Here is a 16,390-nt window from a genome sequence, read left to right on the forward strand (position 1 = left end):
CCTTCACGCATTTATAGTTCAGCCCTCAGCTGCTCCACTGGCACTCGAACTTCTTTCCATTGGCCATCCTCTGTGTTGCAGCATCGAAGAAGCAGGCTGTCGCTTTCCCAGTGGACAAACTCGATATCGTCAAATCGGGTGTCGTCCGGGTCAACGATGTGCCGCAGATCCAGCCAACGCTCCGGGGGCTGGGGCTGGAGTGGGCAGGAAAAGTCCAGCACGATAGTGGAGTAGGGGCAGGCCCAGATACAGCCGATAACAGCCAGCAGATCCGTATGGGGGTCATAGTCTGCGCCGGTCCAGATGAACACTTCTTCGGCTTTCTGGCCCTCCTCCGGGTGGACACAGGCAGGGACATAGTGCATCTCCTGTCCGCTCTCCACCTCCAGAACGCTGTATCCATACAGTTCTGTGCGGAAAATCAGATAGTGCTTTCCGTTGTGGTGGCGAAACAGGGAGCAGAATTCACCATCCGTGTCCAGATTACGCCAAGCATATCGCACCTTGCCCTCATTGTCCAGCAGTTCGCTCTCGCTGCCGCAGAGATGCAGATCGCCGTCATAGATGTAGGCTTTGGAGCGGATGGAATATCCGTCCGTCAGCGGAAACTGCTCGTCTTGCTGAGGAGATCGGTTCACCGGTGCAAACATGGCATCATGCTGCGCCCGTCAGTCCCGATAGCGCTTTTCATGGGCGATGTTTTCAGTGCTCATTGAGATACCTCGCCAATTTCTTCTCCAGCAGTTCTGTCATATCATTGCAGAGGCGCTTTACCTTGTCCTGCTCATGGGCGTAGTACCAGATGGTTTCCTCTCCGGGGCGGAGCAGGAGCTGGTCGCCATCCGCTTCTTTCCAGAACTCGCCCAGCACACAATACCGCTCTCCATAAATGGTCAGATCAAACATCCCGGAAAGGGTAAGGATCACGCCTGTGGATACATTGATGCCTGCGGTCAGCAGGAAAAACTCCCGCACCTGGGACGGGAGCGTGAAGTCCAGCACGCTTTCTTGATTCCCGATCTGCTCCTCCGTGGCGGCGGGCTTGATCTCATCAGAGGTGTCCAGCACCTTTGCCAGCGCCTTGGAGAACTTGGGGTAGCGTCGAAATATCTCCGGGTTGTCGGCCTTGAATTTCGCTTGCTTTTCCCGCTGCACCCGCTCCTGTTCCTTGCAGAAAGCGTCCAGCTCCGCCAGATACCGCTCCTGGTAGAGATTGCTGGCTTCAAATGCTAAGCCGCTCTTTTCCAGAATGGCGATGGCTCCCTTTTGGCTGCCAAACACCGGGACCCACTGAAAACCGTGTCGGCAGGGCTTCAGTTTCAGAAATTCACCCCGACTCAGCAGGGCTTCCAACTCCGTCTCATGTTCGTCCCACCAGTTCTGCCAGGTTTCAGGTGTTTCCCGTCCCTCAGCCAAGTCCAGGAGTTTTTCTATCAATGATTCTTTGTTCATAGGTGTCCACGCTCTTTCTCCACCATCACGATACTCGTGATTCCAAGACTTCGCCATTATCGTTGATATAAGTGTAATGAATAAAATCCTCGTCCACAAGCAACAGGTATGGACTGAAAACTTCCCATGCATCATGATCGCTCATGATGTCAGGATATTTGCCAAATACATAAATCTCAAATAAGGCGTCTGTTCCCATTAAAAAGCACAAGTAGACATTTCCATGGGGATATGGGCAAACTTCTTGGACTGCCAGCTGCCCAGGCTGCTCAAAATTGAGTTTTAAGATAAAGGTTTCAATTTTGAGTGCTTCAGCTTCATCCGCGTATCGGTATTTTTGAGAAAAATGTTCAATGCTTTTTGTAAGACGGTCCTTGTATTGCTGTATCTCTGCTCTTTTCTGCCTTTTCTTGAGCTGCGCTTTTTTCTGAGCCAATAGCTCTTTCCTCTCATGATCCATAGGTCACTTCTCCGTTTCAGAGGGCGCAGGAATAGATGCTCATGGCCCCATAATCAGTGTGCAGGACAAGCCCGCTCTTGGTAAAGGCAAAATTCACCTGCCGCACCACAAAGGGATCATCAATGGTGGCCAGCAGTTGGCCGCTGCCGGTATCCCATACCTCTATGGGGGAGCTGCCACGATCCTGCTGAACAGCCATCAGGCTGCCCCTTGTCCGCACCATACAGGTATCCGAAAAACTCAGCCCCTGCCGGACAGAAAACGGGAACGGATTGGCCATCTCCTCTCCGGTCTGGGTCAGATAGAACTTGCCGCCCACCGAGAAGCACTGGTCATCCGGAGAGAAGAATGGATGCCAGCCCTCATTGGGAATCACTGTTTTTTGGGCGGACTTCAAATCGACCAGCACATACTCACCCTCGGTGACGCGGTAGGCCGCTTTGCTCTGCCGGGGAGAGAGCATCCCGAAGCAGTAATAGGCAAAATTCGGATTCTTAGACTTCTTGCATTTTACCGTTTCCCGCCATATCTCTGTGTTGCCGCCAAAGTCAAAGGCGACGATCTCCTCGCCCGTGTACCACAGGGCCAGGTCCCCGCCGGCATCCAGCATGGCCTTCATGCTGTTTTTCTTGTTGGCAAAGGGCGTGATCTCATGAGTGCGGAGTGAGAACTGCTGGAGGAGATAGCTGTTGTTCAGCAACAGAGTATCATTGGGGCAGAGGACCTGCTCATAGGTCATCCGCTTGGCACCCAGAGAGACTGTTTCAAGGATCTCCCCGCTGCCATCGAAGTGATAGAGGGTCTCGTCTTCAAAATCTCCGACCACCCTCGTCAGGAAGAAGTCGTCCCGTGTGAGGACGGCAGCCAGGGGCATAAAGCCGTTACTATCCTTACCGACAAACCGGTGGCACCGTGCCTGCCCGACAGCGGCATCCGGATTCTGATAGACAAATCCTTTCCGCATCTGGCCCATCATGGCGCTGGCCGCCTTGCTCTTGACCTGGAAGGCGGAGTCGCACAGGATCTCCTTGACCTTCCCGCCATTCAAGCAGGTTCGGATGGTATGTCCGTCAATTTCAATCCGCCACTGCTTATTTGTAGTAGGGTTGAGGAAGGTTTTTTCCATTGGTGCAGGCACCTCCTTATCAATCAAAATCCATCCAAACCAGGTGCTTCCCGCAGTGGAGGCACTGGAACAGATAGCATTGCAGATGCCCGCCATTGACGGATTCCTGGATCATTTCCTTATGTTCGTCATCCCACATTGGATCGTCCAGCACATCCTCCAGCACACCCAGCGCCCGCAGTTCTCTGGCACCCACATGGCCCAGATAGGCGCAGTAGTCGCCGCAGTGGGCGCGCCAGTATTCCTGCTGCCAGCCACAGTAGCCAGGCGTGCGGTGGATCAGCTCGTCCAGTCGGGCCGGGTCCTCCACGCCATCGTCCACGGAGCAATCGTCCTGGAAGCTGCCGTCATATTTCCGGGCCGCCTCGCCGCTGGAGATACACTCCGGGCACAGACACTCAATATCCTCCACAGCGTAAAAGGGGCCTGTATAGAAAATATGGGTCGTCTTGCCGCAGCAGTCGCAGGCAACGCCATCCGCGGACTCCTCAAAAGCGCCGGTTTCCAGCGGATTGGGGTGATACCGGAAGGTGGGCAGGCCCAGCTGAGCCTGCCGCTCCTTCTCTTTCTGCTTTTCCTCCAGCGTTTTGGGCTTGGGGAGAGCATAATGATTGCCCCAGTTTTCCGCATATTCCTTCAGCGTGCCCAGCCGCTTGAGTGTTTTTTTATCGGAACGATTTCCGATTTGGCAGAGCAGTTCGTAGGCATCCTTCTTGAAGTCCAGCAGATCATACACATCCACCAGCACTTCCTTGGCCTGCTTGTCTTCCGACTGCTCCAGTTTTTCCTTGAAGGTATAGAGAGCGCGGACACTGTCTGGATTTCCTTTTGTCTCTCGAAACTGCTTTTGGAGTTCAATATATTCCTTCAGGTATTCGTTCATGGTCACAATCTCCCATCAATCCCACCAGAGATACCAGACGGTGGACTGCCACAGGGCATCTGCCAAAGCGCCAATGCTTCCATCCTCGTCCCGATCCAAATCTGGGCAGAAGCCGTACAGCTCCACCGCCGCATCCATGGCCTTCTCCTTGGGGACGGGGGCCGGAAGCAGGAACTCCAGTTCGTCGTGGCTCATGGCAGCAGGCATCGCGCCATACTGCTCGAACCAGTATTTGGCCGCCGCCATCAGGTTCGGTGTGTCGGGGCAGTCATTCCAGTTTCCGAAGGGCAGGTATGCGAAGATCTCCCAGGGGTTCTTCACCGGAATTTTTGCCAGAATGAGCGGATAGGTCATCTCCGTATCATCATCCCAGTAGCTGGAGAAGCGGTCGTTGGGTTCTCCGCCCTCCATCTCGCCCAGGATTTCCTCATCCCAGTCCATATCGTCATCCTCGGCTTCTTCCTTGCGCTGGCCGATCAGTGCCTCAAGGACCGCCTTGCTGTCCTTGACAGGTGCAGACAGTATCTTCTTCCGGTAGTCGGCTACCTTGTCCGGGTCGAAAGCATAGTCGTCCTCACCATCACTGTCCGGGTCGGAATTCATAATGAGGCACTCCCACAGGGTTTCGTCATCCGCCTTGATGAGCACTGGCACAAAGCCTTCTTTGACACTTTCCCGTTTGGCATAGCTGTATGCCGACATGATGGGATCATCGTCCTTCATGGAGGGGAAATAGATACACTCGCAGTCCAGATACTCCATCAACGCCTCAGCCAGTTCGGAGGGTTCCAGCGTGTCCTCGTCGAAGTCCTGTCCCTGCCAGTTGATGAAGCGTTCCTCGATCACCTTTGCCATGGCCTGGTAGTAGTCCTCGTCAAAGGGGATGAACAGTGGGGCCTTAAACTGGAACTCATCGGAGTAATACTTTTCTGGGCCGAGATATTCCAAGGCATAGTTTTCAATGTCACGAGGGAAATTGGGACTGTCAGGTTCGCCATAGTAGTAAGAAGTAAATGCTCGCCCAATCTTATTGAACACCGGAACCATAATCTGCCCGTTCAGTTTGTCCCGAATAAACGCCCGCAGATCCACACTGGCAGGGTCGGCTTTGACCTGTTTGGCCACTTCGCCGTATTCGTTCAGAAAGTCCTCGCCCATCAGATCATGCTCTATGCACCAGCGCAGGTAAATGGCAAAGAGGTTATAAGCATTTATGGGGTCAATGGGCAGCCCCTTCTCCTCAATGCTCTCGATATGATAGGAGACATCGTCCATCTCACCGTCAAAATCATCATTGGAAAGAGTGCCACGAGTGATAGCATCCTGACGATCAGGCTCCACCACAAAGCTGATGCCGTTCATTTTGTCCAGCAGGGCGTCCGCGTCATGGGCCAGCTTATATTCCAATTCATCCCGGTAGAGAGGGATCACCTGATAGAAGTTGACCTCCTCGCCACTCGGCAGGATGCAGACATCGCTGCCATCTTCGGTGTCCTGGGGGCCGGTCAGAATGGCGGCGCACAGCTTTGTGCCCTTTGCAAAGTCCTCCTCATTGTCCATGGTATGGCCGAAGCCCAGCCAAGTATCGCTGGCAATGGGCAGGCGGGCCAGGGTTTTCAGCAGTCGGATAGGCCAATACCACCGCTCATTCTTCAAATCCTCATGCTTGAGCTTCCAGTTTCCCGGCAGCGCAATAGCCAGCTCCGCCCGCTCCAGCTTATATTCGGCCAGCTCCTCCGGCACATTCATCCGGTGGGCGCCCATGCCCATGGTGACCAGGGTGTAGTAGTTCCGCTCCTCGGAGGGCGGAACAACGCAGATGTCCACATGGATGTCCGGGGAAGAAAGCTCATGGAACACATTCTCGAACTTGCCGTAATACTGCTGGATGTGTCCCTCGACGGCTTCCATCTCCTCCTGAGTGTAGACCTCGGGAACACCGGTTTCTTCATCCTCGGGCGCTTCGCCGTCTGGGTCACCGTCCGATGACGCCCAGGAGATTTTCAGGGTCAGCTGCTCCTCCGGCAGTCCGACGCCGGGACTGCGGGTGATGGTGTGCTTATCATCTGCCGCAAAACCGATGGTTTCCCCATCGAGCAGTTCCACATCATTCTCCAGTACATAGGACACAAGGCTGGCCAAAAAATCCCGCAGATCGCTCGGCTTGGCATCGGTGCCCAGCACCTCCATCTCTTCCTTACCAAACGATTCCAGACCATAGGTATAGCCGTTCATGCCATTCTCATCCCGCCAGAGGCCGAACCAGACCCAGTTAAAGATGGGCAACTCGTCCTCGCACATCTGCTCGGCAAAGCCCTCATAGAACCGGGGTTCAAACACCACGCCGCTGGTGTAGATGCCGGTGGCATATTCCTGGCGGCAGCAGGCGGCCACCACCTTGGTGAACAGCTTGCCCTTTTCCAGCAGATCCTCCTCTTTGCCCAGCACTGCTACCATCAAGTGGGCACAATGCTCCTTGGCAACCTTGACCGCATCCTGCCACATATAGTTGTTTTCCGCATTGCCCTCGGCCTCGCCATTAGGGATGGGGTAGGTCGCCAGGCTGACAGCGGCCAGCATGTCGCCCACCTCAAACACCAGCGCGTCGTCGTCCTTCTCCTTGCTCTCGTCGTATTCATCCACGGCAATGTCCCACTTTTCTTTCATGTCCCGGATGAACTGCTCTTTATCCCATTCTGCCTTGGACAGCAGCACAAAGCCGGTGAAGACGCCTGTGTGGTCACTTTCGTCCTCGGCCTCTGCCTCGGCCCGCTTTGCGATCTCCTTCTGGCACTCCTGAATCACCGCCGGGGCGTCCTCGTCCTCGGGATCCAGCTCCGCCCACCGCTGGGCGTAGGGGATGGCCTTTTCCTCCTGACCATAGAGATACTGATAGCCATAGGCCATGCGCATGTTCCATTCCGCCTTGTCCTGGCCCTCTTCCCGGACAGACTTCAGCACATCAATGGCTCGGCGCAGGGCCTTATCTCCCTTATAGTTAGGGGTACCCTCGTCGTGGTCCCCAATGATGGCATAGTTCTCCAACGCCCGTGCCAGAGCGTAGGAAGTGCGGTAGTTCCGCCAGTCCTCCGGGATGGCATTCAATGCCTGGATGCAGCGGGTGTACTCGTCCTCGTCGTTCCACTGCTCCAGCTGCTGGAAAAATGCTTCTTCGTTCTGCGGGGTGTAAGAGATATAGTCCATGCCCGTCAGCGTCTCGTCCAGCTCAGGGGCCTGCTCCTCCTCGGACGGCGTTTTCAGGTTCACTGTGCCTGCCTCCCGGCGGAAGGTGTGGAAAGTGGCCCAGGGGATGTCGCTGTCCTCGAAGAATTTCTTGGCCATCTGGAGCGCCGTCTGGATGTCCCAGGCAATGAAATCCACATAGCCGCAGAAAAGGCCGGTGGCTCCGCCGGTGAGGGTGAGGATCTCAGGGCCATCGCCAGTGGTGAACACTTCCTCCAGCTTGTCCCGGAAGTCGAAAATCTTCTGGGTTCCTTCCTTCTCCCGCAGGGTATCCAGGGAATAGCAGAAGAAGCCGGCCACCGCTCCGTCGGCATGGAGATCGTCCATAAAGTCATTGTCGGCATTCAGATAGCCGTTGATGAGAGGCACGCAGTTGGTGGAGCCGGCCATCACATCCAGCCGCCAGTCGGCTTCCGGGTCTTCATTGGGTTTCATTTCGTAGCCAAGGTAGCTGTTCAGATAGGCATTTGGATCGGTGGAGAGGTTCGCTCCCTTTTCCTTCAGCATATCGGGCAACTGGGACAGGAGGAAGGACTGCTCCGCCTTGGGCTCCTCCAGCACATTGAAGTCATCAATGTACCACATGTGGGAGATCTCGCCCAGCACTTGGTCAGTAAGGGTGGTGAGCATCCACCAGACTCGGCCTTCCGCCTCCCGGAGCATGGGCAGCAGCTTTTCGCAGTAGGCGGAGATGGCAAAGCTGTTTTCGCCCTGCTCCTCCAGCCAGATCTGCACATCATCCCCAGAGATATTCCATCCATCCTCGGTACGCAGGCCGATGTTCGGGAGGGGCTGACGGCCCACCAGGATGTTCCAGTGCTCCAGCACCTCCTTGGGGGCATGCTTCTGGAAGTAAATCAGCTCAAAGAGCTTGACCTTGTCGCCCTCCGGAGTGAGAATCAAATCATGCTTTTTGCCATTGAAGCCCATCTCGAAAGAGATTTCATCAAAAACCAGATTCAGGGTTTCCTGCATTTGGGCCACGAGTTCTGCGCCGCGGGTGTGGTCTTTGTCCTCGTCCATCATCTGGCGCAATTCTGCTTCCATCTCGGCAAAGGTTTCCCACCAGTCCTCTGTCCGCTCCCGGAAGCACTCCGAGAACTGCGGCAGGGAGATGCCCTTCTTGCACCCGTCGATCAGCTGCATGGTGTCCTCGTCGTCGGGGCGGGCCTCCAATGCCTTTTCAAAGTAACGAAGAGCCCTGCCCTCCTGATCCAGATAGTAATAGGAATAGCCCATGCGAAAGTTCCAGTAGTAGTCTCCCTCAAAGTATTCCTCATGAGGTTTCAAGAGAGCGATGGCCTTTTTGAGCATAGCTCTGCCTTCCGGCGTTCTGTGATCTGCCTCATTGTTGTACGCCCTTGCAAGCTGGCTGTCCATTTCCGGAGTGCGCTCCTCAATGCCCTCCAGTGCTTCAATGATCTTCTGGTGTTTGTTCTCCTCATGCCACTTCTGGCACTGCTTCAAAATATCCATATCCGGGTCCTCCTCGTCCTCATCCGGTTTCCAGTCTTTGATCTGCTGGAACACGCCATTTTCATCCCGCTCAAAGGCGCAGGGGGCGGGGGTGTTCAGCAGAGGGATGATGTCGGGATCGTCGTTGCAGATGGTGTTGAGGCCGTAGATCCCGGCGTTGTTGGGGTCGTCCATGTACTCGTCACTCTCATCACCGGCGGTGAAGCGCCAGCCGCTGTCCCAGTCGCCGTCCGCCTTCTCCCGGTAGCAGTAGCCAACCTTGCAGCCCTCCACCGTGATGCGGTTGGTGGCGATGCAGCCACTGGCTTCCTCCCAGTCGGGGAGCAGATTCTTCATGTCCTCTGCCTTCACATGAAAGTCCCGGTTGCGGCCAGCGGCCTCGTACAGTTCCTTCCGCAGCGCCTCCACATCCCGAGCCATCTCCTGGATCTCCTCGTCGTTCATCATCTCACTGAGGTCATATTCCAGCGGGTTCTGCGCAAAATCCGTCAGGGCCTTGTTCATGGCGTCATGCTCCTCTGGCGTGGCGGTGATGCGGATGCGGCGGGAGGGGGTGTTGTACTCGTCCAGATCCTGGAGGTTCACACTGCCGCTGACGCTGCACTCCAGCAGAATGGCGGCCAGGTCGGTGACCACATCAATGGCGAAGTGGAAGTCCATCTCCACGCCATCGGAGTGTGTAAACTCCAGATACTCCACGGTCTGGCGGAAGTCCCAGTTCTGCTTGTCCAGACCGATCTTGGTGAAGATTTCGCTGAGGGGGATTTCCTCTTTCTTCTGGTCTTCTAAAAAGGCCACAAGGTTCAGGCTGTCGTCCGAGCCTCCGATAAAGTTGCCCCAGTATTTTTTGATATACATCTGTCACGCCTCCTTTTATTCCGGCCACTCATCTCCGTCACAACGGCTGATGAAGTCATAGTGCAGGCTCTCAAAATAGTCGTTGGGATAGGATTCACCGTCCTGATGAAGCTCCAGCCCCTCCAGATCCATCATCTCATTGATATATGCAAGGGTATCGTGGATACCCGCAATATGTTCGTCCTGAAGCATCTCGGCCAGCACATCTTTCTGCTCCGGTGTCAGTGTGGCGAGAAGATCATTCTTCGCCTTGTTGTCCTCCGTCTTGGGAAAGCCATCACCTTTGACCCACAGGGCCGTCATGCTGTCTTTCCGCTCCACAAGGCCGTCAATGAATGCTTTATACAGTTCCAGTTCCTTGCTCATGGCAGATCCTCCAATTCCAAGCGATTTACTTTCGAATCAAACTCCCGTCATCAATGAAGGCAGCCTCGCGGATGCGCCGGAGGGATTCCGGCTCCAGCAAAAACTCCCGCAGGTTCGGGTCCTCAAAGAAAGACATGGGACGCACCTGCGTCGGACCGGCAACCGCCCACAGCCGCGATGTTGCCAACCGCTCCGCTGTCTGCAGCGCCTTTTCCCGCTGCCCCAGATAGAGATAACGGGCGATTGCGTCCCGATAGGAGGAGTCAGCCATGGGCACGCCCTGGATCTCCTCAAAGAGATCTACGGCATCCCTGGCGGTTCCGAACATACAGCAGTGGTTATAGAGCTTCCGCCTGGCATCGGGATCGTCCGGCGAGAGCTTTTTATTCTGTTCCACCAGCTTTGCCCAGAGCTGCTCCTTCGTCTGCGGCTCCTCCGGTTCATGGTAGGGGTAGTTCTTGTCGTTGTCCGCAAAGGGCATAACGCCCCGCTTGAGGTAGCCCATCAGGATGTCACAGAAACGATCCCGCTGGGGGAGGCCATTCTCAGCCCGGATGCGCGCCTGTTCCTTCGTCAGCGCCGCAATCAGCTCCTGCTCCCGGTGGAGCTGGATGGCAGCCACCGTCATGGCGATCATGTGTTCATCGCTCACATTGCTGTAATACCACTCCTCCAGCCAGGGAAGGATGGTCAGATCCAAAGCCAGCGCCTTTTCATAGTCCAGGTTGAAATAGGCGACCTCGGCCTTGACCGCCGCAACCTGATGGGGGTATTTATCGGCAAAGAATTCCAGCGTGTCCAAGGCTTCTTTGCCATCCATGATCTCATAGCAGACCATGCGGACTTTCTTGGGAAGTTTCACGACATCCATGTTGACGCCTCCTTCAGTCTTTTTTCTGTAAGTAGTAGGTTCCACACCGGCCCCACAGCCGGGTGTCCAGGCTTTCCTTCTCCCTCCGGCTACAAATTACTTTCTACAACCATAACGGTGGGATAGGTCAATGCTGTTTCAATCCATCTTCCAAACGTTTCAGGTAGGTCGCAGGAACCGCCTTTGTCAGCCAGACTCCATTGGCGGACAAATAAAAGAGATATCCGTCCCGGTGCATCTGGCCGGCATCCACCAGGTAGATCACAGGTTCTCCATGCCGGCGTCCAACTTTCTCCGCTGTTTCCTGATCCGGTGAAAGATGAACATACAGGCGGCTCTGGGGGAGCAGTCCCTGGGCCTCGATGGAGGCGGCAAACCGCTGAGCCGTTCCGTGGTACAGCGTCTCCGGTGGTTCAGTCACGGGGAGTTCCACATCCACCTGGACAGAGTGCCCCTAGTTGGCCCGGATTTTTGTCCCGTCCTGGCTGAAGGAATATCGCTGCTTTTCATCACTCCGCACGATTTCCTCCAGAATGTCCCGGTTGATGGGGTATTTCCTGCTGATACCCGCCAGCAGCGCATTGACATCCGCCCAGCCGTGGGCATCCAACTGGATTCCAATGACCTCCGGCTTGTGCCGAAGGATCAAGCTGATATACTTACTGATCCTTGTGAGATCGGGTGTTGTTTCTCTCATGTTGCCCTCCGCATTCTCAAATTGATTCCACACGAATAATGGGCCGGTAGAAGTCATAGTCGCCGTTCAGTTCCTTGTCCTCCTGCACTTCCGGCTTGCAGTGCGGCGAACAGGGCAGGAAACCGAGGAAGATCCCAAGTCCGCCGCAGATGCTGCGCCCGCCATCACCGCCGCAAGTGGTAAACTGCTCGGCCTTCACGACCTCCCGCATATAGGGATCATAGGCGATGGACACTCCGAAGAAGTTAGGCTCCTCCATATCGAAGGGCTTGTCCTCATCCTCTGGGCTTTCGAAGTGGTGCAGGTGCATGGAGTAGTCCATTCCATCCCCCCAGGGGAACAGGGTGCGGCACCCGCCGCCGCACAGATAGGACCACTCGTCCGCCGTAGGCAGCGAAAGACCCTGCTTTTCCAGCCCAGCAAGGAGTTCATCGTAATCAGTGCGGTTATAGATACAGATCTGAAAGCCCTTTTCCGTCCGCTCAATGCGTGTTGACTTGTGCAAGGTAAGGCTGTCAAGGTCGCTCCAGGCAAAATCTCGGAACTTCTTCAGCCAGTCAGGATGGGCGGTCAATCTGGGATCGTCCATTGTGACCGGCTCCCAGCACAGTTCCTCCAGTTCCCGGCCCACCAGCATGGGGCCAATGGCTGCCTGCCGAACAGGAGCCATGCTTTCCCGAATCATCTCCTCAGGGTCCTGTTCCATCTCCCATTCCTGAAACAGATCGTCCAGTTCCTCTCGGCTGTCCTGATCCAGCCCAACGGCGAACCGTTCCCAGCCCAGGGTGACAGTATCGCCGGGAACAAAGACAAACTCCCGGCCATCTTTCTCGAATATGCCGGTGGTACAGTTCTGGCCCCAGTGGTCAAAGGTATGTAGACCGAGAAAAGTCATATTATAACGAGCAGCAAGGCTTTCCATCAGCGCCTGTTTCTCGGTGGTTTCCAGTTGATCGAATTGGGTGCGGAATAAATTTTCGTTCACAGTAGTCCTCCTTCGATCCTTTCTGCGTGTCCCAGCAGATAGCGCCGGCCATCCTGCTTGGCCTGCTCCAAGTATTGTGGAAGCAGGCCGGAATGGATGGCATCCAGCGAGACCAGAACCGCGATCCGCTGGTATTCCTGTAATTCGAGGGAATAACAGTTCCGCTCCCAGAACAGCGGAGCGAACTGTTCCACACAGTCAGGGCGCAGAGCGGGCATCGCCAAAAGCGCCCGCCGGCTCACATATTCATTGGGGTCCTTTGCGAAGTCCAGGATCATGTCTTTGACTTCCTGGCTGCACGGACATTCTGGCAGATAAGCGGCAAACTGCCACTTGGCCTCACTCTCATTGGAGGCTGCGGCCCTGCGGCAGAGGCACTCGAACCATTGGGGATGGGAAGTGGTCTCCTGTATAAACCCCTCCGCTTCGTTGTCCCTGGCGATCAGATAGACCATCTCATCCAGTAGGACGCTGTCTGCCGTTTCTGCATCCATTTGGGTCAACACATGGCAAAAGGCACTGTAAGTATCATTCCAGTATGGATAATCGACTTCCCACACACCGCCGAGTTCCTCGCTGGTTTTGCCGGGATAAGTGGCTTCCTGCCATTGATGGAACTTTATTGCCTGCTCCAGTAGGCGTTCACGAATGCCCTTTGCCATGTGCTCACCTCACAATTTTCCGAAATGGTCCAGATATAAATCCCGCACAGAATAAGGGCCTACAAGGTTCGTTTCCTGCCGGCCATCCCAGGAATACACATGAATTTTGCCCTCGTCCCCAATGTACCGTTGCTCCTCAAAGGGTGCGGGAAAGGGAAAACTCTCTACCATGCTCCAGTCGATCTTGGGTTTCAGCCCATCAAGCTCCTCGCGCTTGAGCCTTTTGAAGTTAAACACCAGTGCTGCCCCAATCCCATCGAACAGCAAGTCTGCGTATTCTCTGGGGGTGATGCTCTCGCTCACATTGGCGGCATCAACATTCACATCCAGAACCTTGTTGCCGCAGTTTGTCCAGATTTTATCGGGAGAGAACCAGGTGGCGCGTTCCTCAGAGTCTACAAAGTCCTCACGGGGATACCATCCGTTTGCGCTGTCCGGCTTGACGCCTTCCCGAAGCTGCCCGTTGTACGGGGAAAGCGGATAATATCGGTGCCGCACCGGATCAAATCGGCCAAAGGCAATTTTCAGCAGATACCTATGCTTTTCGCTGCGCATGAGCTTATGGGGCTTCACGATATGTTCTTCGATCAAACTCCAAATGTACTCATCCACACGGATGGATACACGGGGGCGGCCGAATAGTGTGATTTTGTTGGTGTCTGTATCCACATTGAGCCAGACACGATTGATCTCAACCATTGTCATTCCTCGCTTTTACCAAGTACCCCGCCATAGAGAACACCGTTTTTTCCGAGGAACAGCATCTGGCTGCGAAGCAGGCTGCACTGCTCCACAGCGACCTTGTTTCCGTCACAGGTGGGAATAGCCTCCTGTTTTTGCCCAAGGTGATCACCATGAGCGGCAAGGAAGTAGAATTTGTCCCGTTGCTGGTATCCGCCTTGAAACAGGAAGGCATTGCCGGACGGGGCAACAGAAAAAGCTCCGCTTCCTTCGATTGGCAGTTCAAACACAGCGTCCTCTTTGAAGTTCGTCCGCACCAGCCGGAATTCATCGTAATAATAGAACCACAGGTTTTCTTCTTCGTCCAGGCTGATAGCATAGCAGTCATAGATGGAATACTTCTCATTCTTCCAGAGAGGAGTTCCCTCCGATGTCCATGCAATCAGGCCGCAAGCACCCAGAGGTTCATCCCAACCGTAATTACCAAATACACCTTCGTCAAAGTAGCTGGTAATGATGGTGCCATCTTTTTTTACCACACAGTCTTGAATGCCATCCCCCAGGCAGAAACGGGACAGCACAGCTCCGTCCCGGCTGACGATCCAGGCGTTCTGGTCTGGGCCGTTTTCCCGATAGGCGCATCTTGCCCCCAGCAGGAGGAAGTGATCACCTGCGGGCCGCAAATAATGGAACTGGAACTTCAAAAGGCCAAGAGGAAACAGCGTCGTTTTCTGCACCCGCTGTTCCGCCCAATCCAGCTGAATTTCCACCGCGGTATAGGTGGAAGGAGTGCTGAGCCAGTCCTTACCCTGTGTTTCGGACGGCTGTTCCATAAGAAGATAGACTTTTCCATCACTTGCCGTGAAAAAGTCTGTCACTTCTGTGCCCTCCAGATGGTTTTCCCGGCGCAGCTGGTCCAGGTCAATGATGGAGAACAGCGGTAGATTTTTGGCTTTTATAGGTTTGTTCATAGTGTCTCCTCCTGGCTACTTTAACGCTCCATCATAGGTGTGAGTTTCCCAGACGGCCTCGAATTCCGCTTTCCCCATCAAGCAGGCGTGGAATTCCCCGCCCCAGACACTGGCGTTCAATTCCTCCACGGTGGGGATCGGTGTGACCTCGATGGCGCCCTCGTAAAGGTTAGGGATGTTGCGGGTGCGGCCATCCGCAAAGATGTCGATGGAGCGGAGGGCCAGCCGCTCATTTGCGGTATCCACTTCATAGAGGATGACGGTTGGTTCTCCCTCCGGCGCACCCTCCCAAAAGAGCTTGATGTACTCCATCCCGATACCACTCCTTGAGATTTTATGAACCGAACTGTCCCGCATTTGCCGGACGGAAGATCCTTCGGCCCGCCAGCAGTTCCTCCAGCTTTTTGGCCAGCGCCTCCACGATGGCGTGGCAGGGATTTTCATAGCCTGCGATCTCCAGCCTTTGCAGCGCGACGCAGTGGAGCGTTCCATAGAAACCCAGCATAAACTCCGTCAATTCGGCAATCATCTGGTAGCCCTCCATGTTGCTCACATCGGTCTGGCCTTCTTTTGCGGTCATCAGGCCGATGATCCCCACCGCCACGGTGAAGGCGCCGCAGCAGGACTGCTCGGTCTGCATCCCAAGGCCCATGACGGAGAACATTTTCCGGGTCTCCTCGGACAAATTCAGGTGGTAATATTCATTGCAGGCCAGAAACATGGCCTCGGCACAGGTCAGCTCGGTGCCCACATGGTAGTGGTTCACCAGTTCATAGAGTTTCATCGTTCCCATACTGTACTCCAATCACAAAGCATTTCATTCTGTGTCACCCGGCGCAGCTCGTCCCGCACCTCCATCAGCGCAAAGCCCAGCAGGTTCTCTCCCCGCCACTTTGCTGGGTCCTGGGCCTCCGGGGCGCTGGCCGAAAGGCGGATGCCCCAGATGGCATCGTAGGGGCTGGCCTCCACCAGCACACTGTCCCCGGTGGAGAGAAGAAACTCCCGCAGCTCCCGGTTCTGGCTGAATTTGCACCAGTTTCCATTCAGCACAATGGCGTATTTGAACCTGTCCCATACCTTCTGGTCGAAACCCCGCACCTTGCGGCCCAGGGCTTTGATCTGCTTGGGGGCGCTGCACGCCAGGATCTCCTTTCGGGTCTCCTGATCTCCAAACAGCTGGGCTTTGCCCGCCATCATATACTGCTCCGTGTAGAGGTAGGAGTCAGCCGTCGTATAGAAGTCCTCCATCCACCACTGGCTGAGACAGCTTTTCGTCAGCTGGCCGTCCTGGGATGGCTGGTGGCCCCAGAACAGGCACAGCTCTTGCGTTCTCCCTGCGGCAAACTCCTGCTGGAGCCACTGGCGGGTGTACTTGGGCTGGCCCTCCGGCTGCCACGCCTCCACCAGGAAGTCACCGTGCGCCAGCACCTCGCCCGTGTCCTCGTTGTCCCACCAGCCCTTCCAGGTCACCGGCTCGGGAAAGAGAATGCGGTATTCCGTCTGCTCCTCCGGGGAGAGGGTGTCCAGCCAGGTACCAAACCGGTCTATGTAATCCTCCCCATAGCCCATGCGCCAGCCAATGGAGTATCGCTCGATCTCCCGGTGGGCCAGCCAAGGGGGAGGCATTATTTTCTTATCTTGTAGAGCCATATTGTTTTC

General features: G+C 55.3%; 15 protein-coding genes and 1 pseudogene. All 16 read right to left on the reverse strand.

Translation table 11 applies throughout. The annotated features are described in order from the left end of the window. Nucleotides 1–11 precede the first annotated feature (11 nt). The 16 genes and pseudogenes from ACVDHE_RS15450 to ACVDHE_RS15525 all read right to left on the reverse strand — a co-directional run bounded on the left by ACVDHE_RS15450 (nt 12) and on the right by ACVDHE_RS15525 (nt 16,381). Nucleotides 12–638 (reverse strand): hypothetical protein, encoded by a 627-nt coding sequence (locus ACVDHE_RS15450; protein WP_458885087.1) that lies wholly within the window; start codon nt 636–638, stop codon nt 12–14. A 64-nt stretch (nt 639–702) separates the two neighbouring features. Further along, nucleotides 703–1,452, reverse strand: a complete 750-nt coding sequence (locus tag ACVDHE_RS15455) for an SMI1/KNR4 family protein (RefSeq protein ID WP_458885088.1) — start codon at nt 1,450–1,452, stop codon at nt 703–705. 25 nt (nt 1,453–1,477) lie between these two features. Next, nucleotides 1,478–1,912, reverse strand: coding sequence for a hypothetical protein (locus ACVDHE_RS15460; protein WP_458885089.1), 435 nt, complete (start codon nt 1,910–1,912; stop codon nt 1,478–1,480). A gap of 16 nt (nt 1,913–1,928) precedes the next feature. Continuing rightward, nucleotides 1,929–3,038, reverse strand: coding sequence for a hypothetical protein (locus ACVDHE_RS15465; protein WP_458885090.1), 1,110 nt, complete (start codon nt 3,036–3,038; stop codon nt 1,929–1,931). A 19-nt stretch (nt 3,039–3,057) separates the two neighbouring features. Further along, a complete protein-coding gene (locus ACVDHE_RS15470) occupies nt 3,058–3,921 on the reverse strand; it encodes a CbrC family protein (RefSeq protein ID WP_458885091.1) in 864 nt (287 codons plus the stop codon). Between the two features lie 15 nt (nt 3,922–3,936). Beyond that, nucleotides 3,937–9,498, reverse strand: coding sequence for an immunity protein Imm33 domain-containing protein (locus ACVDHE_RS15475; RefSeq protein WP_458885092.1), 5,562 nt, complete (start codon nt 9,496–9,498; stop codon nt 3,937–3,939). A gap of 15 nt (nt 9,499–9,513) precedes the next feature. Next, entirely contained in the window at nt 9,514–9,864 is a 351-nt protein-coding gene (locus ACVDHE_RS15480) for a DUF6547 family protein (protein ID WP_213039045.1), read from the reverse strand. Between the two features lie 25 nt (nt 9,865–9,889). Next, complete coding sequence (locus tag ACVDHE_RS15485) at nt 9,890–10,735, reverse strand: hypothetical protein (protein ID WP_458885093.1); 846 nt, start codon at nt 10,733–10,735, stop codon at nt 9,890–9,892. Between the two features lie 127 nt (nt 10,736–10,862). Continuing rightward, nucleotides 10,863–11,432: pseudogene (locus ACVDHE_RS15490) on the reverse strand (RNA 2'-phosphotransferase). Nucleotides 11,433–11,448: 16 nt separating this feature from the next. Continuing rightward, a complete protein-coding gene (locus ACVDHE_RS15495; protein WP_458885094.1) occupies nt 11,449–12,417 on the reverse strand; it encodes a hypothetical protein in 969 nt (322 codons plus the stop codon). Further along, nucleotides 12,414–13,079, reverse strand: coding sequence for a hypothetical protein (locus ACVDHE_RS15500; protein ID WP_458885095.1), 666 nt, complete (start codon nt 13,077–13,079; stop codon nt 12,414–12,416). Before ACVDHE_RS15500 ends, ACVDHE_RS15495 begins: the two co-directional genes overlap by 4 nt. 9 nt (nt 13,080–13,088) lie before the next feature. Beyond that, entirely contained in the window at nt 13,089–13,778 is a 690-nt protein-coding gene (locus ACVDHE_RS15505) for a hypothetical protein (RefSeq protein ID WP_458885096.1), read from the reverse strand. A gap of 2 nt (nt 13,779–13,780) precedes the next feature. After that, the gene (locus ACVDHE_RS15510) at nt 13,781–14,731 is read right to left on the reverse strand and encodes a hypothetical protein (protein ID WP_458885097.1); all 951 of its coding nucleotides are present in this window, start codon (nt 14,729–14,731) and stop codon (nt 13,781–13,783) included. Between the two features lie 15 nt (nt 14,732–14,746). Further along, a complete protein-coding gene (locus tag ACVDHE_RS15515; protein ID WP_458885098.1) occupies nt 14,747–15,043 on the reverse strand; it encodes a DUF6881 domain-containing protein in 297 nt (98 codons plus the stop codon). Between the two features lie 22 nt (nt 15,044–15,065). Continuing rightward, nucleotides 15,066–15,524, reverse strand: a complete 459-nt coding sequence (locus ACVDHE_RS15520) for a C-GCAxxG-C-C family protein (RefSeq protein WP_458885099.1) — start codon at nt 15,522–15,524, stop codon at nt 15,066–15,068. Beyond that, the gene (locus ACVDHE_RS15525) at nt 15,512–16,381 is read right to left on the reverse strand and encodes an NADAR family protein (RefSeq protein WP_458885100.1); all 870 of its coding nucleotides are present in this window, start codon (nt 16,379–16,381) and stop codon (nt 15,512–15,514) included. Before ACVDHE_RS15525 ends, ACVDHE_RS15520 begins: the two co-directional genes overlap by 13 nt. Between the last annotated feature and the right edge of the window lie 9 nt (nt 16,382–16,390).

The organism is Dysosmobacter sp. Phy (assembly GCF_054476235.1).